The sequence below is a fragment of the Niveispirillum sp. BGYR6 genome, assembly GCF_027568365.1.
Taxonomy (GTDB): domain Bacteria; phylum Pseudomonadota; class Alphaproteobacteria; order Azospirillales; family Azospirillaceae; genus Niveispirillum.
Window position 1 is genome coordinate 43,488 of the sequence record NZ_JANLNL010000003.1, and the last position, 21,027, is coordinate 64,514.

Below are 21,027 nucleotides of genomic sequence, written 5' to 3' on the forward strand. Positions count from 1 at the left end.
CAGGGTTGAGCCGCCGCTGCCCCTGCTTTAAGGTCGGTCTCGGCGTACCTTTGGCACGCCATGACATTTCCGGGCCATAATTGTGAGGTTCCATGTCGGCCGTGATGACACGCCCGCACCCCACCACCCCGCCCCAAGCCACCCGTTCTGTTGCCGCTGCGCGCCCCCTGGTGGCGTTGCTGGCGATGGCCGTGGCCCTGGGGGTTACCGCACCGGCCCTGGCACAGGCGGTTCCCGCTGCCACCAAACCGGCGGCCCAGCGCGCGCCGCTGCCGGTACCAAAGCCCCCGGACCTGAATGTCGCCCCCCTGCCGGCACCGGCTGATCAGGGGGAGATACCGGCCGCCGCCCCCTATACGCTGCCGCCGCCGCGCCTGCCCGTCAGTGCCGCCGTGGCGGAGGCGGGGGGGCTGCCCGCACGGGTGGCGCAGGGGAGCCTGACCCTGCTGTTCCGCGCCGGGGCGGAGACCCTGGATGATGGCATGATCCCCGTCTTGGGCGATGTGGCTGCAAGGTTGAAGGCCCGGCCCGGTGAGCGGCTGGATGTGCACGCCCATGCCACGGGCCCGGCCGACCGGGCCAGCGATGCCCGCCGTACCGCCCTGCTGCGGGCGCGGGCGGTGCGGGACCGGCTGGTTTCCGGCGGGATCGATCCGCTGCGCCTGAACATCTTCGCCGACGGGACGTTGGTATCCACACCGGCCCCCGGCCAGCCGCTGCCGGTGCCCGACCCCAAGGCCCCGCCCCCTGACCGAGTCGATCTGGTGTTTCGCCCATGACGAACCTGTCCGCCGACCACCGCCGTCCCCCACCGCAGCCGGCCCCGGCCCTGCCGCCGGCCACCCCGCCGCAGCGCTTCCTGACCCGGATGGGGGGCTTCACCTTGATGGTGGCGGTGGTGGCGGCGGTACTGTCGCCGGCCCTGCTGAGTGCCTTTCTGGCCAATCCGGCGCTGAATGCGCTGATCCTGTTCACCTTGCTGCTGGGCATCTGGTTCATTTTCCGCCAGGTGCTGGTGCTGCGCCCGGAAGTGGCCTGGCTGGATGCCTTCCAGGCCGGCCGGCCCGCCCCCACGCCGCGCCTGCTGGCCCCGATGGCCCGCATGTTGGGCGAACGGCACGCCGGCCGCTTCACCTTGTCAGCGGTGGCCAGCCGGTCGCTGCTGGATGGGGTGGGCAGCCGCCTGGATGAAGGGCGGGAGACCTCCAAATATCTGATCGGGCTGCTGATCTTCTTGGGCTTGCTCGGCACCTTCTGGGGCCTGCTGCATACGATCTCCTCCATCGGCGGGGTGATCAGCGGGCTCAGCATGGATGGGGCCGGCGACGCGGCGGAGATGTTCGCCAAATTGCAGCAGGGCCTGTCCGCGCCGCTGGGCGGCATGGGCATGGCGTTTTCGTCCTCCCTGTTCGGGCTGGCGGGATCGCTGGTGCTGGGTTTCCTGGAATTGCAGGCGAGCCAGGCACAGAACCGGTTTTATACGGAGCTGGAGGATTGGCTGGCCGGGCTGACAAGGCTGTCCAGCGGCGCGCTGGCGGAAACGGGGGAGGGTGGCGCCCCGGTGCCAGCCTATCTCCAGGCCCTGCTGGAACAGACGGCGGAGAATATCGAACGGCTGCAATATACCATGGCCGGGGCGGAGGATGGCCGCAAGACGCAGAACCAGCATCTGATGCAGTTGACCGAACGGCTGGCCACCCTGACCGACCAGATGCGCACCGAACAGTCGCTGATGGTGCGGCTGGCGGAAAGCAACCTGCAAATGCGCCCCATCCTGGAGAAACTGGCGGACGGGCTTTCCGGCGGCGGCAGCCTGGGCATTGACGATGCCACCCGCACCCATATCCGCAACCTGGAAATCTATACCGCCCGCATCCTGGAAGAGACGGTGCAGGGCCGCCAGCAGACAACCCAGGAATTGCGCAACGAGATCAAGATATTGGCCCGCACCATCGCCGCCCGTCAGGCTGAGACGGATCGCTGATCATGGCCCGGTTCAGCCGTTCGCGCGACAGGGTGGGGGTGGATATCTGGCCCGGCTGGGTGGACGCGCTGTCCAGCCTGATCATGGTGGTGGTCTTCCTGCTGATGGTCTTTGTGCTGGGCCAGTTCTACCTGTCCAACGCGCTGGCCGGGCGTGACCGGCAACTGGCCGACCTGAACAGCCGCATCGCCGCCCTGGCCGAGGCGCTGGCGCTGGAAAAGGATAATGCCGCCAAAATGCAGGGCGACATGGCGGCCCTGACCGAGCGGCTGCGCGCCACCTTGTCGGAAAAGGAACAGCTGCAAGGCCAGTTGAACGCGCTGGGCGGGGAACGCGACCAGTTGGCCGCCCAGATGAACAGCACGCAGAGCGACAAGGCAGCGCTGGCGGCAGCACAGGATCAGGTGGCGCTGCTGAACCAGCAGATTGCCGCCCTGCGCCAGCAACTGGCCGATCTGGCGGCCGCCCTGGAGGCCTCTGAAACCAAGGCCAAGGCGCAGGATGTGCAGATCGCCGATCTGGGTAAACGGCTGAACGCGGCGCTGGCCGGCAAGGTGGCGGAACTGGCCAAGTTCCGCTCGGAGTTCTTTGGCCGCCTGCGGGAGGTGCTGGGCAACCGCGATGATGTGCGCATTGTCGGCGACCGGTTTGTCTTCCAGTCCGAAGTGCTGTTCGACAGCGGCAGTGCCGATCTGGGGGAGGCGGGGCAGGTGCAGCTTGGCAATCTGGCCCGCACGCTGCTGGATATTGCCGGCAAATTGCCCAAGGATTTGAATTGGATCTTGCGGGTGGACGGGCATACCGACGTGGTGCCCATCCGCTCCCCCCGCTTTGCCAGCAACTGGGAACTGTCCACCGCGCGCGCCATTTCGGTGGTGAATTTCCTGATCAGCCAGGGCGTGCCGCCGGAACGGCTGGCGGCCACCGGCTTTGGTGAATATCAGCCGTTGGAGCCGGGCAACAGCGCCGACGCGCTGGCCCGTAATCGCCGGATTGAGCTGAAACTGGACAGCCGTTAGGCGGGAAAGGGCACCCGCGCGGGTGCCGGAAGCCCGGGGCCTGCCGCCCTGTTTGCGTATTGCTGATCTGTTTTCAAAAGGAGAAGCCTGCGGCTTTACAGGTGCGGGTCTGCCCTCTATAGCTTTGCACAAATAATGATACTGATTCGCATTTGCTTGTTTCCGTGCGAACGGTGGGGATTTCGTGGAAGGCTGAGAACAGATGATACAGATGAGCAAGCGGGTTCGGCATGGAAGGCTGATGTCGGGTGCCGCACTGGCGACCATGGTCGCAGCCGCCGGGCCAGCCTGGGCGGAGATGGCGACCGCAACGGACGAAGTTGTGGTGATCGGCCACAAGGAACAGGCCAGCACAGGCACCAAGAGCGATGCGCCGCTGGTGGAAACACCCGTCTCCATCAGTGTCATTGATGGCGAACGCATGAACCTGCTGGGGCAGGTCACGGTCAATCAGGCGCTGCGCTATACGGCCGGCATCACGCCGGAAACGCGCGGTGGTGTTGTCACCCGCTATGACCAGTTCACCTTGCGCGGTTTCGCGGTGAACAATGCCTTTTATAATGGCCTGTCCGGCATGTATGCCGGCTGGTACGCCATGATGCAGCCCGATGTCTCCACCCTGGAGCGGATCGAGGTGCTGAAGGGCCCGGCCTCGGTGCTGTACGGCACCAGCGGGCCGGGCGGCCTGATCAATCTGGTGGGCAAAAAGCCGGTGGCCGATCCGGTCAATTCGGTGGAACTGTCCATCGGCACCCGTGCCTATCACCAGCTTTCCGCCGATCTGGGCGGTGCGCTGGATCAGCAGGGCCAGGTGCTCTATCGCCTTGTCGCCACCGGGCGGGAAGGCAATGGGCAGGCCCTGCATACGGAAAATGAACGGTTCGCGGCCGCCCCCTCGCTGAGCGTGAAGCTGGATGATGATACCAGCGTCACGCTGCTGGGGCTTTATCAGCGCGACCCGAAATCCGACGGCTATGGCGGCGTGCCGGCCGTGGGGTCGGTGTTGAAGAACCCGCTGGGCAAGATCTCCGTCCGCTTCTATGACGGCGAACCGGTATTTGATCGCTATAACCGCACCCAGGTGATGGCCGGTTATCAGGTGGAACACCGGTTCAGCGACATTTTCAGCGTTGAGCAGAATCTGCGCTGGCAACAGGTCGATGCCAATTATCAGCAGGTCTATTCCGGTGATTTGGGGACCGATAACCGCACCCTCTCCCGCGGGTCGATCTATTCCATCGAGGATACGTCGGGGGTGGCGGTCGATACGGTGCTGAAGGCCAAGTTCAATACCGGCCCCATCAGCCACAGCGCCCTGGCCGGACTGGATTACCAGAAGACCGATGCCGACATGGAAATCGGCTATGGCACGGCCGGCAGCATTGACGTGTTCAAACCGGTCTATCGCACCAGCTTCACCCGGCCGGACACCAGCACCGTCATGAAGATGGACCAGAAGCAGACCGGGCTTTACCTGCAAGATCAGGTAAAGCTGGATAATTGGGTGTTGCTGGCCGGTCTGCGCCATGACTGGTACAAGCTGACCACCAACTATACCTTGCCGGCCCCGGCGAAAGAGAAGGTGGATCAGGGCAAGACCACCTACCGTGTCGGCCTGCTGCACCGTTTCGACAGCGGTTTTGCGCCCTATATCAGCTACAGCCAGTCGTTCGAGCCGGAAAGCGGCGTCGATTTCAGCGGCAAAGCCTTCAGCCCCACCAATGGGGACCAGTTGGAAGGGGGCGTGAAATATGAAAGCCGCGACCAGCGCACCCTGGTGACGCTGTCGGCGTTCGAACTGACCCGCGACAAGATCAAGACCAACGATCCGGCCCATCCCGGCTTTTCCATCCAGACCGGCGAGGCGCGGTCGCGCGGGGTGGAGCTGGAAGGCAGGCTGGGCCTGACGGAAACGCTGGAGGTGAATGCCGCCTACACCCATCTGGATATGGAATATACACGGGATAATAGTGGCCTGAAGGGCAAGACCCCCGTGGGTGTGGCCGATGATACGGCCAGCCTCTGGCTTTATAACCGGTTTGAGGAAGGTGCTTTACGCGGGCTGGGCCTGGGCGGTGGTGTGCGCTATGTCGGCAAAAGCTGGGGCGACCCAGAGAACAGCTTCCGCGTGCCCTCCTATACGCTGGTGGATGTGGCGCTGCGCTATGATCTGGCCAACCTGTCGGACCGGTTCGAGGGCTGGCGGTTTGATGCCAGCATCAACAACCTGTTCGACAAGGAGCATGTCTCGTCCTGCTACTCCGCCTCCTGGTGCTGGTATGGCGCCACCCGCGTGGTGCAGGCAGGCTTGCGCAAGAGCTGGTAAGCCAGCGTTGGGGTACAGAAAAGGCGCCGGGGAGCGACCACCCGGCGCCTTTTTTACTTTCAAGCCGCATCGCCGGAGACTTCCCGCAGTTTGCCCGCAATAGGGAGCTGTCCACCGAGCGTGCCATTTCGGTGGTGAATTTCCTGATCAGCCGGGGCGTGCCGCCGGAACGGCTGGCGGCCACCGGCTTTGGTGAATATCAGCCGCTGGAGCCGGGCAACAGCGCCGACGCGCTGGGCAGCAACCAGCGGATTGAGCTGAAGCTGGACAGCCGGTAGGAAGAGGAAATTGCTCGGATTCAAATTATCATGCCAAAATATCAATCATTATATTTTGATTAAAAATCTCTATGATGGCTGGTTATTTTATCATGTCAGTTTATTGAACATTGAAAAATTCTTTAAATTTGCTTTTCCTGTACTATTTTGAGGGAAATTTTCTGGATAGTAATTAATGAGGTGATCGTTCTGATCATATAAGCAAAATGATATTATTGTGTGCCTTGTCGTATGATCACCAGGCAGGAGATATGGAGCCCAAGCCACAATACATGGGTTGACAGGCCCTATTTGATCAATTGGATCTACTGAAGAATTATAACGATGAATGGCATCCATAACTTGCCTCCGAGATAAGATGAATTCTTCAGATCGGGTAACAATTTCGTTGGGAAAAATTGGCCTTAGATAGGTTCCTTTAAGGATATATGATATGTCTTTCGGAAGATTCTCAAATTCGTTGATTAATAATTCTGACATTGGATATATTTTTGCTGAGAAAGAATGACTAATGACCACATTTTTACCAACATTTTCTAGACAAAACTCCACTTTTATTTTTATATTCTCTTCGGTGGTGAGAATTTCTTCGCTCTTTATGAATATTTTAATCCAAGCTCTATCCATCTCGATGGCAGATTTTCTCATTAATTCTATGCTATCTTTAGCGGTGTCAGCAGACTTTTCAGCGGAGATAGCCGCATTTTTTGTGTAGCGAATATTGATAATTGTCAATATTAATCCAATGAAAGAAAAAACAAACCCAAAGGCTGTCCAGGATGCAGAGACTTTGGCCGCATCAGCTGCCTTCCATTGAGCGCAAAGATCTGACCAACGATTTTCTTGATTTTCATCACATGGTTTTTCCATCAGTGGATTATGGAAATCTTCGACTTTTTGAATTTCACTAACAGATTTATTCTGATATGTTATTTTTTTGTTATTTGTTTTTTCTATCGCCTCCCTTGTGGGGTTGCTGAAAAATTGGCTCCACAGGGCGATGGCCATCAGCAATACTAATGCAGAGAAGCAAAATAGACGGCGATGTTTGGTCATTTTCATTGATTTGCGAAGTTGAAAATCAATTTTTAGTATATCTAACGAGCTTTAAATTGTCTCACGAATTCTATCTTCGTACATAAATTTTCTTGGTGTTGAGCTATATCATGGTTTTGTCAGGGCTTCCAACTCAATGGACGCCGGGGGATCGCTCCCCCGGCGCCTTTTTTTTGCTTTCAATGCCGACGTTTAACAGCAGCGGTTGACCCCGCTCCAGCGTCGGTCCAGTTCCGACAGGTAGAACGCTTCCCGGTCCAGCGCCGGCTGGTCCGGGTGGCGTTCCTGGTGGCGGGTGAGATAATTCTCGTAAGCCGCATCGCCGGACACTTCCCGCAGCACGGTCCAGGCCGTTTTCAGGAAGCTGGCAGGCCCCGCCATCATGATCAGTGGCCCCCCACGCCGGTCGGGTGCGGCAGGGTCGCCTCGTTCACATAGGGCACTTCCGACAGGGCCGGCACTGGCTTGCCCTGCAGGTGACGGATGGAAATCCGCGCCATTTCGATGATCACCACCCACAGCACGATGATGAAGAACACCGTCAGCCCGGCATCCAGCCGCTGATTGAAGATCAGGTGTGGGGCGGATTCCAACGCCTTGCCGGTCAGTGTGCCGGCCTGCAGCTTGGCCTCCAGCGTGTTGGCCCCGGCCAGGAAGCCGACGCGCGGATCGGGATCGAACAGCTTCAGCCAGGCGGCATAGCTGGTGGTGACGGCCAGGAAGACCATGGGCAGGCCGGTCACCCAGGCATAACGCGCCTGGCCCTTCTTCACCAGGATGGTGGTGACGATGGCCAGCGCGATGGCCGCCAGCATCTGGTTGGAAATGCCGAACAGCGGCCACAGGATATTGATGCCGCCATAAGGATCAATGACGCCGATATAGAGGAAATAACCCCAACTGGCGACAAAGACGGCCGAACAGATGATGGCAGGCCCGCGCGCTGCCGTATTGCCCAGCGGCTTCCAGATATTGCCCAGCAGATCCTGCAACATGAAGCGGCCCACGCGGGTACCGGCATCCACCGCCGTCAGGATGAACAAAGCCTCGAACATGATGGCGAAATGGTACCAGAGCGCCAGCAGGCTCTGCCCGAAGGCGCCGGCGAAAATCTGCGCCATGCCGACCGCCAGCGAGGGCGCACCGCCGGTACGGGCCAGCAGCGTGGTTTCCCCCATCTCCTTGGCCAGATCCATCATATGCTGGGCTTCCACCGGGAAGCCCCAGGAAGAGATGGTCGCCGTGGCCTGTTCCAGGGTGGAACCGACAATGCCGGCCGAGCTGTTGATGGCGAAATAGACGCCGGGGTCCAGCACGCAGGCGGCGATCAGGGCCATGACGCCGACAAAGCTTTCCATCGCCATGGAGCCATAGCCGACCAGCCGCAGATCCCGTTCCGACATGATCAGCTTGGGCGTGGTGCCGGCGCTGATCAGCGCGTGGAAGCCGGACACGGCACCGCAGGCGATGGTGATGAACAGGAACGGGTACAGCCCGCCCGCCACCACCGGCCCGGTGCCATCGGTGAACTGGGTCAGCGCCGGCATATGCAGTTCCGGCCGCAGGATGATGACCGCGAAGGCCAGCAGCAGGATGGCGCCGATCTTGATGAAGGTGGAAATATAGTCACGCGGGGCCAGCAGCAGCCAGACCGGCATGATGGCGGCGAAGAAGCCATAGCCGATGACCAGCAGGGCCAGCGTCGTGCCCTCGTAATTGAACATCGGCCCCAGCACCGGGTGATGCGCCACCCAGCCGCCGCCCGCCGTGGCGGCCAGCAGCAGGAACAGACCGATCAGGGAGCCTTCCAGCACCCGGCCCGGCCGGATATTGCGCATATAGATGCCAACCAGGATGGCGATGGGAATGGTCATGGCCACGGTGAAGGTGCCCCAGGGGCTGTGCTTCATGGCGTTCACCACCACCAGCCCCAGCACCGCCACGATCAGCACCATGATCATCAGCGTGCCAACCAGGGCGGCACCGCCGGCCACCGGCCCCAGTTCATCCCGCGCCATCTGGCCCAGCGTGCGGCCATCGCGGCGGGTGGAGGCCCACAGCACCACCATATCCTGCACGCAGCCGCCGATGACGGCACCGGTCAGCAGCCAGAGCGTGCCCGGCAGATAGCCGAACTGGGCCGCCAGCGTTGGCCCCACCAGCGGGCCGGCACCGGCGATGGCGGCGAAATGGTGGCCAAAGGTGATCCAGCGATGGGTGGGCACATAATCGCGCCCATCATTGATGCGCAGCGCCGGGGTGGCGCGGCTGGGATCGGTGATCAGCACCTTGGTGCAGATCCAGCCGGCATAAAGACGATAGGCCACCGCATAGATGCCGAAGGCGGCCGCGATGAACCAGAAGGCATTGATGGTTTCACCCCGATGGATGGCGATGCCGCCCAGACAGGCGGCCCCAAAAACCCCGATGGCGATCCAGATCAGGTTTTGGATGGATTTGGGCATTCAGTCTCTCCCAGGTGCCGGGGGTGTTTCTCCCCCTTTCCTCCCGTTCACCATGAAACGCTGAACGGCGGGGAAAGGCCAGAAACACACCGGTCATTACCAGCGGCAGAAGCGGCACCGGACAGCCACCCCACAGCAGCCCCGACGCCAAACGCCTGTTTTCACGGATATAATCGGATCAGGCATGGCAGGGTGCGGCGGCAGAGGAAATGCGACCTAGGTCGTGCGACAGGCTGCCGCAGGCGGGCCGTCAGGTCGACTCGATAGTTCTGCGGCCACTCTGCGGAGGGTTTACCCTCGGCAGAGTGGAGGCTGGCGACCGCCAGCCCGGCGCTCGTGCGCCGTGAGCCAAGCTGCCGGATGGCAGCGCCCGGCGCTGAGGGAACACGAAATCTTCCTTGTTCGGTCACGCGCAAGGAAGATCAGTATGTTGGAGAAATGATGTTGGGGGACAAAGCAAAAACCCCACCCGGTTTCCCAGGTGGGGTTCGGCACATATCGTGCAAATCTTGGATCGGATGGTGGGCGCGGCAGGGATTGAACCTGCGACCCCCGCCGTGTGAAGGCGATGCTCTCCCGCTGAGCTACGCGCCCATCCGTCCGTCTGACGCTTCGTTCGAACTGTTTCGTTCGTTCGTCGCCGTCGGTGGAGCGGGCTTATAAAGAGGGTTGGCGGGGGTGTCAAAGGGAAAAAACAGGGTGTTGCGATTTTTTTTGGCACCGGGGCGGTTGACCCGGTGGGCAACGTTGCCATCCTTGTCAGCAATGGCCGCCATGGACGAACAGGAAACCTGCCCGATGCGTGCGACACGTTCCCGCCTGCTCGCCCCGCTTTGCCTTGGCGTCGGCCTGCTGGCCTTTGCCGGGGGCAGTGCCGGCAACCCCGCGGTTCCGGCCCTGCCGCCGCCGACGGCACCGGCCACCAGCGCCCAGCCGGGCGATCTGGGGCTGACCTATGCCATCTATGTCGGCGGGGTGCATGTGATTGATGCCGGCGCCCATATCGGCCCGCTGGCAGACAGTTACCGTGTGGGTCTGGCATTGCAGACCGATGGGTTTTTAGGCCGGATTGCCAATTGGAAGACTGATGTGCGGGCCCATGGCCGGTTGGATGGGACGGGGATGCCGCAGCCGGCGCGTTTCACCGCCCATGGGGCCTGGCGGGATGAACCGCGCCTGACGACGCTGGATTATCCGGTGGGCGGGGCGCCCCTGCTGTCCCTGGCCGACCCGGCACCGGAAAAGGACCGGGAGCCGGTGCCCGACGAACTGCGCCAGGGCACACTGGACCCGGTATCGGCCATTGTGGCGGTGCTGGACCGGGTGGGGCGGGGTGGTACGTGTGACCTGACCGTGCCGGTCTATGACGGGCGCCAGCGCTATGACCTGGCTTTCAGCGACCGGGGGCAGGATCAGGTGGCGGCCAGCGACCTGTCGGTGTTCAGCGGTCCGGCGCTGCGCTGCGCCGCGACCTACAAGCCGCTGGCCGGCAAGTGGAAGGAAAACCGCCCCGACCGGCGTGACCGCGACGGGGAAGGGGCGCGACGTGCGGGGCGGGAGGTGACACTGTGGATCGCCCCCGCCACGCCCGGCGGCCCAGCGGTGCCGGTGCGGCTGGAAATGGACAGCCCGCTGGGGCCGGTGATGGTGCATCTGGCCAAGTTGGACCGGGTGGGGTGAGGGGGGATTGTGTCTCTCAGCCGTCCTGTGGTGACATGTGTGGAACGTTCCACACCATCAGTTCAGATTCTGGCTCTTGTGCAGCCTGCAGAACCCAAGGCATGTTAAAGTTATAGATTTTGCTTTTGATCTTTTGATGAGCACGTTCACTGAACCACCGTTGGGAGCTGATGATGTCCAATCCATTCGAACAAGAGCCCTTTGCCGGTGCAGAGTTCGTGGATAATCCTGAACCCCGCTGTCCCTGCCTCCTGTTGCTCGACGTGTCCGGTTCCATGCGCGGCCACCCTGTCCGCGAGTTGAACGAAGGCTTGGCACTCTTCCGGGATGAACTCTACGCGGACTCCCTTGCAGCGAAACGTGTGGAGGTCGGTATTGTGACCTTCGGCCCCGTCCAGGTAGTGAACGACTTCACCGGGGTCCAGAGCTGGACGACGCCAACCCTCACCAGCCAGGGCGACACGCCAATGGGGGCCGCGATCGAACAGGGGCTTGCTCTCCTGCGCGACCGTAAGAACCTCTATCGAGCGAATGGCATCTCCTACTACAGGCCTTGGGTATTCCTAATCACGGACGGGGGCCCGACCGATCATTGGAAAAATGCGGCCAGCCAGGTCCACCAGGGCGAAGCGGAGAAGGCATTCAGCTTCTTTGCCATCGGGGTGCAGGGAGCAAACATGGATATCCTGGCGCAGATTGCCACGCGCACTCCGCTGTCCCTGAAGGAGCTGCGCTTCAGGGATCTTTTCGCCTGGCTATCTAGTTCTCTTAGTTCCGTCTCCCAGTCGAACCCGGGCGATACAGTTCCCCTTGCGAACCCGGTTACACCTGACGGATGGGCGTCCGTATAATGCCGCGGCAGTGGCGGTGGGCAGGCGCGAGTTCCATCGGCACCTCGCACATCAAGTCAGGTTTGCCTTGTCAGGACTTCGTCGCCTGCATCGAGATCGAGTCCCCCTCAGAAAATGTGCTCGCCGTCATTGTCTCCGACGGAGCCGGCAGTGCATCCAAGGCGGAAGCGGGAGCGAGGATGGTCTGCGGGGGCTTCCTTAGGGAAAGCGCCGCTTATATTCGTGCGGGCGGTCGTTTGGAGGATGTACCGGGCGAGGTCGCGTGGTCATGGATCGACTCTATTCGGGATCGGGTGAACTCATTCTCAGAGCGGAACGGGATTAGGCCGCGCGACTGTGCCGCGACCATGGTGGGCCTCCTCATAGGTGCGGATGATGCGGTGGCCATCCACGTGGGCGACGGGGCGGCTGTCGTGCGGGAGGAGGGGGGCGCTGACTGGACCGTTCCATCCTGGCCTTTCCATGGGGAATACGCTTCGACCACCACCTTCGTGACTGACGATCCACAACCCCACCTGTCCGTTGTCCATATCCCGGCCCGACTGGACAGGTTCGCCGTCTTTTCCGACGGTATTGAGCGCATGGTGCTGGACCATGCGAAGCGTGCGGCCCATGGCCCGTTCTTCGACAGAATGACTGGCGCCGTCGCTTCCGATTCCTCACTTGGTCATGCCAGGACTTTGTCCCATTCCCTGCGCAAATATCTCGATGGCAAAACTGTCTGTGAGCGCACGGACGATGACAAGTCCCTGGTCTTGGGCGTCCGGTCTTGAAAGCGTATCGGACCGGAAGGGGAGGAATGGTACGGACGGCCGCCGTGCTCGGCAAAGGCGGGGAGGGGACCGTCTTCCATGTGGATGGCGACGCCAGCATCGCCGCGAAGATATATACCGACGGCAAGCACCTGGACCGTCGGGACAAGGTTTCCACCATGGTGGCGAATGCATTGCATTCCCGATCCAGCTTGGCCGCGTTCCCCATCGACACCCTGCATGCCAACGACACAGGGGACTTCGTCGGGTTCACGATGAAGAAGGTTGGCGGGGTGAGGCCGATCCATGAGCTGTATTCTCCCGGTAGCCGCAGGATCGAGTTTCCCAAGGCCGATTTCCGGTTCCTGGCGCGGGCTGCTACCAATGTTTCGAAGGCCATCGCCAGCGTACACCAAGCTGGCTGTGTCGTTGGCGACATCAACCATTCAGGGATACTTGTCAGCGACCAGGCAACCATCACGCTGATCGACGCCGATTCATTCCAGGTGCAATCCGGTAGCATTGTTTACAGATGCCGTGTCGGGGTCGCGGAGTACACCCCTCCTGAGCTTGCCGGGAAACTGCTCGAGACCGTTGACCGCGACCCGTCGCATGATGCGTTCGGGCTTGGGGTCATCCTTTTCCAACTGCTGTTCATGGGACGCCACCCCTACGCCGGGCGGTATTCCGGCCAGGAGGAAATGCCGATCGAGAAGGCGATCAAAGAAGGCAGGTTCGCCTACAGCATCGCGCGGAAATCTGAGACGAGCATGGTGCCGCCGCCGTTCGCTTCGGGCCTCGGCGACGTGACGCCGGAACTCGCCTCCGCCTTCGAGCGCGCGTTTGCCGCCAACCCGTCGCAATACCGCAGCCGTCCAACGGCGGCGGAATGGATCGATGTTCTTGGAAAGTTCGAGGCGAGCCTAGTCACATGCAGGCATAGCCGCTCCCACCACCATTCTAGCAGCGCCACCTCCTGCCCATGGTGTCGGATGGAGAACGGTACGGGCGCGATCCTGTTCGTGCCGAGCAGTTCCGTTTCCAACGCCGCGACTACCGGAAAATCATTCGACCTGACAGCGGCCATAAATGCGATCAAGGCCGTTGCCGGTCCTGGACCCGCTCCAGATCCAGAGCACAGGTTTACCATTCCCACTGGTCTTCAAAAGTCCCAAGCGGCCATGGCCGCATCGGTGGAGCACGATATGCGCCGGATCATCGGTGCTTTGGTAGGCTGCTTGGCTGTCGGGTTCGGTCTTGTCGGGTTCGTCTTGGCATTCCTTGGTGTCTTCATAGCTGCCTTCTTATTACGCAACACGCCAGCTTCGGTTGAGGCATTGAAGGGTGCGAAGGCAAACGCCCGTAGGGAGTGGGACCAAGCTGTCAAGGAGTGGCAGTGGGAAGTCGGCCCCCATAGGTTTGAGCAGATGCATGCTCGACTGCTTCAATTAGCAGCAGAATACGAAACGCTCCCGGCCCAGGAACAGGTCAGGTTGGACGAATTGAACCGGAACCGCCAGCAGGTTCAGCTTCGCCGCTTCCTTGAAGGCCATCTCATCGTGAGGGCGAAAATTCCCGGCATTGGAGATGGGCGGAAGGCGACTTTGAGATCCTTCGGCATTGAGAACGCCTACGATGTTTCCAGCAGTGCCGTCAGGCAGGTTCCAGGCTTCGGTGAGGCCATGACAAAGAGGATGCTCGATTGGCGTAAGAGCATAGAACGCAGGTTCGTGTTCAACTCTGCCATCGGTGTCGACGCTTCAGCCATTCACGCTGTGAAAGCCGAGATCGCGAAGAAGCGGGATCAGATCGAAACTCAACTTGTTACCGGAGTCCGCGAACTCGCCAATTTGAGCGATCAGATTTCGAACTTACAATTAAATCCGACCCAAAGGCTGAAGGACGCCTATAGGGCATGGAAGCAGGCGGAAATCGACTGCGGCTAAAAGATCGTCTGATCCTAAGGTGACAAGCCGCTATTTTCCACCATCGTCACACAGGTCGGTACGAGGGGGTAGAGGAAGGAGAGTTGTAATTATGCTCCCCTTCACAACCCCGCCAATGCCGCCGGAAGATCGGCAAAGCGGTTAATGATGCAATCGGCCCCCAGATCGGCCAGCGCCATGCGCGGATAGCCATAGGCGACGGCGATCACCGGTATTCCCGCCGCGCGGGCGGCGGCCACGTCATTGCCATTGTCGCCTACCATCACCGCCTGATCGGGCCGGCAGCCGAGATTGTCCAGTGCCCAGAGCAGCGGATCGGGGTGGGGCTTGCGGCGCGGCGCGGTGTCGCCGCCGGCCACCACATCGAACAGATCGCCCAGCCCCAGCGCCGGCAGCAGTTCCAGCGAAATCCCTGCCGGCTTGTTGGTGCAAAGGGCCAGCCGGTGGCCGGATTGTTTCAAGGCAGCCAGGGTCTCGGCCACGCCGGGATAGACGCAGGCCGGGTCGGCCGGCAGGGCGCCGTAAATCTCCAGATAGCGCGCGGTCAGCCGGGCCAGATCGTCGCCCGCCACCGGGTGGCCGGTGACGGCCATGGCCTGTTCCACCAGCCGGGGGGCCCCGTCGCCGATCAGGCCCTTCACCTGATCCAGGGTCAATGTCGGCCGCCCGGATTCGGCCAGCAACTGGTTCAGCGCCAGGGCGATATCGGGGGCGCTGTCGATCAGCGTGCCGTCGAAATCGAACAATAAGGCGGGAAAGCGGTCTTCTGTCGGCATGGCGGCTAAAACCTCTGTTCAGATCGCAGGCATCTTGTCGGGAGCGGGGGGGGCTATGCTACACCCAGCACAAGTTCCCCTATCGCAGCCATGGGCGGATTGCCATGACCGAACGACCGATCGCCTGCATCATTCTTGCCGCCGGCAAGGGTACACGCATGAAATCAGCCCTGCCCAAGGTGCTGCACCCGCTGGGCGGCCTGCCCATGGTGCGCCATGTGCTGGATGCTGCCCAGGCGCTGGTGCCCGAACGAATCGTCGTCGTCGTGGGGCCGGGGATGGAGAATGTGGCCCAGGCTGTGGCGCCCCATGCCACGGTTGTGCAGGAAAACCAGTTGGGCACGGGGGACGCCGTGAAGGCCGCCTTGCCGCTGCTGGACGGGTTTGCCGGTGATGTGCTGGTGCTTTATGGCGACACGCCGCTGATCACGGTGGCGACACTGCGTGACATGGTGGCCACCCGCAATGGGGCCAGCAACCCCGCCGTGGTGGTGATGGGGATGCGCCCGGCCGATCCCGGTGCCTATGGTCGGCTGGTGCAGGGGGCCGATGGCGGGCTGGAGCGGATTGTCGAATTCCTGGATGCCAACCCGGCCGAACGCGCCATCGGCCTGTGCAATGCCGGCTTCATGGCCTTTGACGGGGTGCGGATGGCGGGGCTGATCGGCGCCATCGGCAATGATAATGCCAAGGGCGAATATTACCTGACCGATGCCGTCGCGGTCGCCCGGTCCCAGGGCCATGCCTGCGCCGTGGTGGAAGGCCCGGTGGAGGATGCGCTGGGCGTGAATTCCCGCGCCGAATTGGCGGGCGTGGAAAAGATTTTCCAGAACCGTCTGCGCCAGGCCGCCATGGTTAATGGGGCCACCCTGCTGGACCCGGATACGGTGTGGTTTGCCGCCGACACTTTGCTGGGCCGTGATGTGACGGTGGGCCAGAATGTGGTGTTCGGCCCCGGTGTGACGGTGGAAGATGGCGTGGAAATCCGCGCCTTCAGCCATCTGGAAGGGGTGATTGTGCGCAAGGGCGCCATCATCGGCCCCTATGCACGCCTGCGCCCCGGCAGCGAGGTGGGGGAAGGCGCGCATGTCGGCAATTTCGTGGAACTGAAGAACACGAAGATGGGGCCGGGGGCCAAGGCCAATCACCTGACCTATCTGGGCGACAGCGATATTGGCAGCGGCAGCAATATCGGGGCTGGCACCATCACCTGCAATTATGATGGCTATCTGAAGCATCGCACGGTGATCGGGGAGAATGTCTTCGTCGGCTCCAACAGCACGCTGGTGGCACCGGTGGAACTGGGCGACGGTGCCTATACGGCGGCGGCCAGCGTGGTGACCCGCGATGTGCCAGACGATGCCCTGGTCATCACCCGCCCGGACGAGGTGGTGAAGGAAGGCTGGGCCGCGCGATACCGCAAGGCCAAGGCGGCGCTGAAGGCCCGGAAGGGGGAGGGTCGGCGGCAGTAACGGTTACCACTGTCGGGGCCGGGTTACATCGCCTGATGGGTAACCGATGTAACCGTTACCGCCCTGCGGTCGCCCCTTTCCTGCGCTCTTGCCATGCCCACCTGTCAGGAGCCTATGTCTTCACGACAGCAAGGCCGCCCCGGGCGGCCCCAGCATCAAAAAGCAGGATGGAAACAGCATGAGCAGCAGCACCGGCCTTCCGGCCCTGAAAGACCCGTCGCTTTTCCGCACCCAGGCGTTCCTGGCCGGCGAGTGGGTGGGGGCCGACAGCGGGCGCACCCTCAATGTGACCAATCCGGCCACCGGTGCCCTGATCGGCACCGTGCCGGAGATGGGGGCAGCGGAAACCCGCCGCGCCATTGAGGCCGCCAACAAGGCCTGGCCGGCCTGGCGGGCCAAGACCGCCAAGGAACGCGCCGCCATCCTGCGCAAATGGTTCGAGCTGCTGATGGCGAACCAGGAGGATCTGGCCGTTCTGATGACGGCAGAGCAGGGCAAGCCCCTGACGGAAAGCCGGGGCGAGATCGCCTATGCCGCCAGCTTCATCGAATGGTTCGCGGAGGAGGGCAAGCGGGTCTATGGCGACACCATCCCCACCTTCAAGCCCGATGCCCGCATTGTGGTGACCAAGGAACCGATCGGGGTGACGGCGGCCATCACGCCCTGGAACTTCCCCGCCGCCATGATCACCCGCAAGGCCGGCCCGGCCCTGGCCGCCGGCTGCCCCATGGTGATCAAGCCCGCCACCGCCACCCCCTACAGCGCCTTTGCCCTGGCGGTGCTGGCGGAACGGGCTGGCGTGCCGGCGGGTGTGCTGTCGGTGCTGACCGGCTCGGCCCGCGCCATCGGCGGGGAGATGACGGGCAATCCCATCGTGCGCAAACTGTCCTTCACCGGCTCTACCGAAATCGGCAAGGTGCTGATGGAACAATGCGCCGGCACGGTGAAGAAGGTCTCGATGGAGCTGGGCGGCAATGCCCCCTTTATCGTGTTCGATGATGCCGATCTGGATGCCGCCGTGTTGGGGGCCATGGCGTCGAAATACCGTAATGCCGGCCAGACCTGCGTCTGCGCCAACCGGCTGCTGGTGCAGGATGGCGTCTATGACGCGTTTGCCGCCAAGCTGGCCGAGGCGGTGTCCAAGCTGAAGATCGGCAATGGCCTGGAAGAGGGCGTGACCACCGGCCCGCTGATCGATGATGGGGCCGTGGCCAAGGCCGAAGAACATATTGCCGATGCCGTCGCCAAGGGCGCCAAGGTGACGCTGGGCGGCAAGCGCCATGCGTTGGGTGGTTCCTTCTTTGAACCCACCATCCTGACCGGCGTGACCACCGAGATGAAGGTGGCGCGGGAAGAGACGTTCGGCCCGGTGGCCCCGCTGTTCCGCTTCAAGGACGAAGAAGAGGCCATTGCCATGGCCAATGACACGGAATTCGGCTTGGCGGCGTACTTCTACAGTCGGGATATCGGCCGGGTCTGGCGGGTGGCGGAAGCGCTGGAATATGGCATTGTCGGCATCAATGAAGGCATCATTTCCACCGAAGTGGCCCCGTTCGGCGGGGTGAAGGAAAGCGGCACCGGCCGCGAAGGCAGCAAGTACGGGATCGAGGATTATCTGGAGATCAAGTACATGCTGATGGGCGGGTTGAAGCGGTAAGGCTGTGGTGGGGGCTGGAAGCGGTTATCCCTGCATGACGGAAGGGGCTTCAGTGTGGCGCTTGCCGGCGCTACAACACCCGGCCCTTCCCGTTGCCAAAGATCAGCCCCCATGAGCCAGCATAGTTTCATCGATGCGTTGCTGCCGCCCGGCATTGGCCGGGTGGCGGTGCTGGAACGCATTGCCGCCTTGGTGGATTGGCGCCTGATCGAGGGGCAGGTGAATAAGGTGCGCCAGGCCGGCACGGGCCGGCCGCCCTATGCGCCGCTGACCATGTTCAAGGCGCTGCTGCTGGCGCAATGGTACGGGCTGTCCGATCCGGGGCTGGAAGAGGCTTTGCTGGACCGGGTGTCGTTCCGCCGCTTCTGCGGGCTGACGCTGGATGGCGGCACGCCGGACGAGACGACGCTGTGCCGCTTCCGCCAGACCCTGCGACAGGCGGGGCTGGCCGATCATCTGTTCAGCCAAGTGCTGGACCAGCTGGCGGTGGCGGGCTTTCAGTTGAAGCCGGGCACGTTGGCCGATGTGGCGCTGGTGAGATTGCCCGCCAGAACCGCCCCGCCGGAGGCCGACGGGGCGGGCTGAGAGACGGATTACTTCTGTGCGGCGGGCGCGGCGACCTTAGGCTTGCCGGCGTTGCGCAGCACCACGGCCAGATGCGAATGCAGGTTGGCATTGGCAGCCAGGATGGAGCCGGAGGTCAGCGGGCTCTTGCCCTGGCCGATCTCGCTGACAAAGCCACCGGCTTCCGTCACCATCAACATGCCGGCGGCCAGATCCCACGGCTTCAGGTCGGCTTCAAAGAAGCCATCGAAGCGACCGGCAGCCGTATAGGCCAGGTCCAGCGAGGCGGCACCAAAGCGGCGGATGCCGGAAATCTGGCCCATCAGCGCTTCCAGCTGCACCAGGAATTCCTTGGCATTGCCATGGCCCTTGAAGGGGATGCCGGTGGCGATCAGGGCATCGGCCATGACGCGGCGGTTGGAGACGCGCAGACGCTGGTGGTTCAGGAAGGCACCTGCCCCCTTTTCGGCCCAGAACATCTGGTCATGCACGGGTTCATAGACGACGCCGGCGATGATCTCGCCCTCACGCTCCAGGCCGATGGAAATGGCCCAGTGCGGCACGCCGTGCAGGAAGTTCGTGGTGCCGTCCAGCGGATCGACGATGAAACGGTGGGAGGTGTCCTTGCCCTTGATCTCCCCCGTCTCTTCCATCAGGAAGCCGAAATCGGGGCGGGCCTTCTGCAGCTCTTCGCGCACAATGCGCTCGGCCTTCTGATCGGCGGCGGAGACGAAATCGGCGGGGCCCTTGCGGGAGACCTGGAGATGTTCGACCTCACCAAAATCGCGCAGGATGGCCTTACCGGCCTTTTCCGCCGCACGGGTCATGACGTTCAGGATGGCCGAACGGGCTGCCATGGTCGAACACTCCACAATGTCTAAGAACGGGTCGAACGCTGAAGGGCGCGCGGTCGTCGCGGCCACATTTCAGAGCCTTATATCAAAAGCAAAACGCCCGCGCTGTGTATTCAGCGCGGGCGTCTTATGCGAAGGAACGGTCCAGCCGGTCGCCGTCAGACGGCAAACGGGAGGTACCGATCAATCCTTGGCGCGTTCCAGATACTCGCCCGTCTCGATATTGACGACGATGCGGGTACCGGAATCGATATGCGGCGGCACCAGGACGCGGGCGCCATTTTCCAGCAGGGCCGGCTTGTAGGAAGAAGAGGCCGTCTGGCCCTTCACCACCGGGTCAGCCTCAGTGATCATCAGCGTCACGGTCTGCGGCAGTTCAACCGACAGAGGCGCACCTTCGAAGGACTGCACGACCACTTCCATGCCGTCCTGCAGGAAGATCTTGCCGTCGCCGATGATGTCACCGCCGATGGTCACCTGCTCGAAGGTTTCCTTGTCCATGAAGGTGAAGTTGTCGTCTTCAGCGAACAGGAACGTCATCTCGTGATCGTCGAGACGCGCACGCTCAACGGCTTCGCCGGTGCGGAAACGCTCGATATTCTTGTTGCCGCTCTTCACGTCCTTCATTTCCAGCTGAATGAAGGCGCCGCCCTTGCCGGGCTGCACGATCTGGGTGCCGGTGATGACATAGAGACGGCCGTTATGCTCAAGGATATGACCCTTGCGCATGGTGTTCGCATTGACCTTCATGACACGCTTCTCAAACTTTGGAATCGAGCGGCGCGGAACCTAACAGCTATAACCTCATCTGGCAAACACCCTCTGCGGGCGCTCACCGCATAGGCAACCGGCGGGGCACGCAGGGGCGGGCCGGCCGATCAGGCCACCCCCGGTTTCAGAGAGAAGACCACGCCCCAGCCATCGGGATCTTCGAAACAGACCGCCCGATCCAGCCAATAGGCATTTTCCGGCTGCACGGGAACCCCGCCACGCGCCTGGATGGCGGCGCTGACGGCGTTCAGCGCCGCCCGGTCATCCACATACATTACCAGCAGATTGTCCCGGCTGGGGGCGGGGCAGGGGCTGCCGTCGCGGTGCTGGGTGAATTCCAGCTGCATGTCGGCATCGGGCAGGCCGAACAGCACCCCGTCATAGCCGCCATGATTGCCGCCTTCATCCCGCCAGCCGCCAATGACGGGCAGGCCGATGACATCGCGGTACCAGGCGGTGACCGTGTCGATCTGGTCCGTCGGCCGGGCGACCCGCAGGCGGGTGATGGGCAGATGGGCGGGCCAGGGTTCCATGCTGTTTTCTCCTGTTGTGCGGCGCAGCACTTGAAGCACCGCT

18 protein-coding genes, 1 tRNA gene and 1 pseudogene are annotated in these 21,027 nt (G+C 62.2%); 12 read left to right on the top strand and 8 right to left on the bottom strand.

The genetic code is table 11. The features are described 5' to 3' along the window. Nucleotides 1–101 precede the first annotated feature (101 nt). From PCJ49_RS08385 to PCJ49_RS08405, 5 genes and pseudogenes are all read left to right on the top strand, one after another. On the top strand, nucleotides 102–779 hold the full coding sequence (locus PCJ49_RS08385; protein ID WP_269910546.1) for a hypothetical protein: 678 nt from the start codon (nucleotides 102–104) through the stop codon (nucleotides 777–779). After that, on the top strand, nucleotides 776–1,984 hold the full coding sequence (locus PCJ49_RS08390; RefSeq protein WP_269910547.1) for a flagellar motor protein MotA: 1,209 nt from the start codon (nucleotides 776–778) through the stop codon (nucleotides 1,982–1,984). Before PCJ49_RS08385 ends, PCJ49_RS08390 begins: the two co-directional genes overlap by 4 nt. A 2-nt stretch (nucleotides 1,985–1,986) precedes the next feature. Beyond that, nucleotides 1,987–3,003 carry a peptidoglycan -binding protein gene (locus tag PCJ49_RS08395; RefSeq protein ID WP_269910548.1) on the top strand — a complete coding sequence of 339 codons (1,017 nt, stop codon included), beginning with the start codon at nucleotides 1,987–1,989 and terminating at the stop codon, nucleotides 3,001–3,003. A 211-nt stretch (nucleotides 3,004–3,214) separates the two neighbouring features. Beyond that, a complete protein-coding gene (locus PCJ49_RS08400; RefSeq protein ID WP_269910549.1) occupies nucleotides 3,215–5,329 on the top strand; it encodes a TonB-dependent siderophore receptor in 2,115 nt (704 codons plus the stop codon). A gap of 86 nt (nucleotides 5,330–5,415) precedes the next feature. After that, nucleotides 5,416–5,607 (top strand): annotated as a pseudogene (locus PCJ49_RS08405) (OmpA family protein); the annotation flags it as partial. A 90-nt stretch (nucleotides 5,608–5,697) separates the two neighbouring features. Here the strand turns inward: PCJ49_RS08405 and PCJ49_RS08410 are convergent. From PCJ49_RS08410 to PCJ49_RS08425, 4 genes are all read right to left on the bottom strand, one after another. Continuing rightward, entirely contained in the window at nucleotides 5,698–6,615 is a 918-nt protein-coding gene (locus tag PCJ49_RS08410; protein ID WP_269910550.1) for a hypothetical protein, read from the bottom strand. A gap of 240 nt (nucleotides 6,616–6,855) precedes the next feature. Continuing rightward, nucleotides 6,856–7,047, bottom strand: coding sequence for a YbdD/YjiX family protein (locus PCJ49_RS08415; protein ID WP_089287468.1), 192 nt, complete (start codon nucleotides 7,045–7,047; stop codon nucleotides 6,856–6,858). A 2-nt stretch (nucleotides 7,048–7,049) separates the two neighbouring features. Then, entirely contained in the window at nucleotides 7,050–9,128 is a 2,079-nt protein-coding gene (locus tag PCJ49_RS08420; protein WP_269910551.1) for a carbon starvation CstA family protein, read from the bottom strand. A gap of 519 nt (nucleotides 9,129–9,647) precedes the next feature. Then, a tRNA-Val gene (locus tag PCJ49_RS08425) sits at nucleotides 9,648–9,722 on the bottom strand. 204 nt (nucleotides 9,723–9,926) lie between these two features. Here PCJ49_RS08425 and PCJ49_RS08430 point away from each other — a divergent pair. From PCJ49_RS08430 to PCJ49_RS08445, 4 genes are all read left to right on the top strand, one after another. Continuing rightward, nucleotides 9,927–10,808, top strand: coding sequence for a DUF3108 domain-containing protein (locus PCJ49_RS08430; RefSeq protein ID WP_269910552.1), 882 nt, complete (start codon nucleotides 9,927–9,929; stop codon nucleotides 10,806–10,808). Nucleotides 10,809–10,978: 170 nt separating this feature from the next. Further along, entirely contained in the window at nucleotides 10,979–11,659 is a 681-nt protein-coding gene (locus PCJ49_RS08435) for a VWA domain-containing protein (protein ID WP_269910553.1), read from the top strand. Further along, nucleotides 11,659–12,432 (top strand): PP2C family serine/threonine-protein phosphatase, encoded by a 774-nt coding sequence (locus PCJ49_RS08440; protein ID WP_269910554.1) that lies wholly within the window; start codon nucleotides 11,659–11,661, stop codon nucleotides 12,430–12,432. Before PCJ49_RS08435 ends, PCJ49_RS08440 begins: the two co-directional genes overlap by 1 nt. 44 nt (nucleotides 12,433–12,476) lie before the next feature. Beyond that, complete coding sequence (locus PCJ49_RS08445; RefSeq protein WP_269910555.1) at nucleotides 12,477–14,357, top strand: hypothetical protein; 1,881 nt, start codon at nucleotides 12,477–12,479, stop codon at nucleotides 14,355–14,357. 101 nt (nucleotides 14,358–14,458) lie between these two features. Here the strand turns inward: PCJ49_RS08445 and gph are convergent, their stop codons facing one another. After that, nucleotides 14,459–15,133: a phosphoglycolate phosphatase gene (gph, locus tag PCJ49_RS08450; RefSeq protein ID WP_269910556.1), complete on the bottom strand. Its 675-nt coding sequence runs from the start codon at nucleotides 15,131–15,133 to the stop codon at nucleotides 14,459–14,461. 104 nt (nucleotides 15,134–15,237) lie between these two features. On the opposite strand from gph, the gene glmU reads away from it, so the two are divergent. The 3 genes from glmU (at nucleotide 15,238) to PCJ49_RS08465 (ending at nucleotide 18,847) form a co-directional block, all read left to right on the top strand. Continuing rightward, on the top strand, nucleotides 15,238–16,605 hold the full coding sequence (gene glmU, locus PCJ49_RS08455) for a bifunctional UDP-N-acetylglucosamine diphosphorylase/glucosamine-1-phosphate N-acetyltransferase GlmU (protein WP_269910557.1): 1,368 nt from the start codon (nucleotides 15,238–15,240) through the stop codon (nucleotides 16,603–16,605). 178 nt (nucleotides 16,606–16,783) lie between these two features. Further along, nucleotides 16,784–18,262 carry an NADP-dependent succinate-semialdehyde dehydrogenase gene (gene gabD / locus PCJ49_RS08460; protein WP_269910558.1) on the top strand — a complete coding sequence of 493 codons (1,479 nt, stop codon included), beginning with the start codon at nucleotides 16,784–16,786 and terminating at the stop codon, nucleotides 18,260–18,262. A 111-nt stretch (nucleotides 18,263–18,373) separates the two neighbouring features. Beyond that, on the top strand, nucleotides 18,374–18,847 hold the full coding sequence (locus PCJ49_RS08465) for a transposase (RefSeq protein ID WP_269910559.1): 474 nt from the start codon (nucleotides 18,374–18,376) through the stop codon (nucleotides 18,845–18,847). Between the two features lie 8 nt (nucleotides 18,848–18,855). Here the strand turns inward: PCJ49_RS08465 and PCJ49_RS08470 are convergent, their stop codons facing one another. The 3 genes from PCJ49_RS08470 to PCJ49_RS08480 form a co-directional block, all read right to left on the bottom strand. After that, on the bottom strand, nucleotides 18,856–19,683 hold the full coding sequence (locus PCJ49_RS08470; protein ID WP_269910560.1) for an inositol monophosphatase family protein: 828 nt from the start codon (nucleotides 19,681–19,683) through the stop codon (nucleotides 18,856–18,858). Between the two features lie 180 nt (nucleotides 19,684–19,863). Continuing rightward, nucleotides 19,864–20,430 carry an elongation factor P gene (gene efp, locus PCJ49_RS08475; RefSeq protein ID WP_089287455.1) on the bottom strand — a complete coding sequence of 189 codons (567 nt, stop codon included), beginning with the start codon at nucleotides 20,428–20,430 and terminating at the stop codon, nucleotides 19,864–19,866. 128 nt (nucleotides 20,431–20,558) lie between these two features. Beyond that, nucleotides 20,559–20,984 carry a VOC family protein gene (locus tag PCJ49_RS08480; RefSeq protein ID WP_269910561.1) on the bottom strand — a complete coding sequence of 142 codons (426 nt, stop codon included), beginning with the start codon at nucleotides 20,982–20,984 and terminating at the stop codon, nucleotides 20,559–20,561. Nucleotides 20,985–21,027: the final 43 nt, after the last annotated feature.

What these genes read in the sequence shown, in the direction of transcription:
- PCJ49_RS08390 (WP_269910547.1), top strand. Translation starts at nt 776, where the DNA reads ATGACGAACCTGTCCGCCGACCACCGCCGTCCCCCACCGCAGCCGGCC.
- PCJ49_RS08395 (WP_269910548.1), top strand. Translation starts at nt 1,987, where the DNA reads ATGGCCCGGTTCAGCCGTTCGCGCGACAGGGTGGGGGTGGATATCTGG.
- PCJ49_RS08400 (WP_269910549.1), top strand. Translation starts at nt 3,215, where the DNA reads ATGAGCAAGCGGGTTCGGCATGGAAGGCTGATGTCGGGTGCCGCACTG.
- PCJ49_RS08410 (WP_269910550.1), bottom strand. Translation starts at nt 6,615, where the DNA reads ATGGCCATCGCCCTGTGGAGCCAATTTTTCAGCAACCCCACAAGGGAG.
- PCJ49_RS08415 (WP_089287468.1), bottom strand. Translation starts at nt 7,047, where the DNA reads ATGATGGCGGGGCCTGCCAGCTTCCTGAAAACGGCCTGGACCGTGCTG.
- PCJ49_RS08420 (WP_269910551.1), bottom strand. Translation starts at nt 9,128, where the DNA reads ATGCCCAAATCCATCCAAAACCTGATCTGGATCGCCATCGGGGTTTTT.
- PCJ49_RS08430 (WP_269910552.1), top strand. Translation starts at nt 9,927, where the DNA reads ATGCGTGCGACACGTTCCCGCCTGCTCGCCCCGCTTTGCCTTGGCGTC.
- PCJ49_RS08435 (WP_269910553.1), top strand. Translation starts at nt 10,979, where the DNA reads ATGATGTCCAATCCATTCGAACAAGAGCCCTTTGCCGGTGCAGAGTTC.
- PCJ49_RS08440 (WP_269910554.1), top strand. Translation starts at nt 11,659, where the DNA reads ATGCCGCGGCAGTGGCGGTGGGCAGGCGCGAGTTCCATCGGCACCTCG.
- gph (WP_269910556.1), bottom strand. Translation starts at nt 15,133, where the DNA reads ATGCCGACAGAAGACCGCTTTCCCGCCTTATTGTTCGATTTCGACGGC.
- glmU (WP_269910557.1), top strand. Translation starts at nt 15,238, where the DNA reads ATGACCGAACGACCGATCGCCTGCATCATTCTTGCCGCCGGCAAGGGT.
- gabD (WP_269910558.1), top strand. Translation starts at nt 16,784, where the DNA reads ATGAGCAGCAGCACCGGCCTTCCGGCCCTGAAAGACCCGTCGCTTTTC.
- PCJ49_RS08465 (WP_269910559.1), top strand. Translation starts at nt 18,374, where the DNA reads ATGAGCCAGCATAGTTTCATCGATGCGTTGCTGCCGCCCGGCATTGGC.
- PCJ49_RS08470 (WP_269910560.1), bottom strand. Translation starts at nt 19,683, where the DNA reads ATGGCAGCCCGTTCGGCCATCCTGAACGTCATGACCCGTGCGGCGGAA.
- efp (WP_089287455.1), bottom strand. Translation starts at nt 20,430, where the DNA reads ATGAAGGTCAATGCGAACACCATGCGCAAGGGTCATATCCTTGAGCAT.
- PCJ49_RS08480 (WP_269910561.1), bottom strand. Translation starts at nt 20,984, where the DNA reads ATGGAACCCTGGCCCGCCCATCTGCCCATCACCCGCCTGCGGGTCGCC.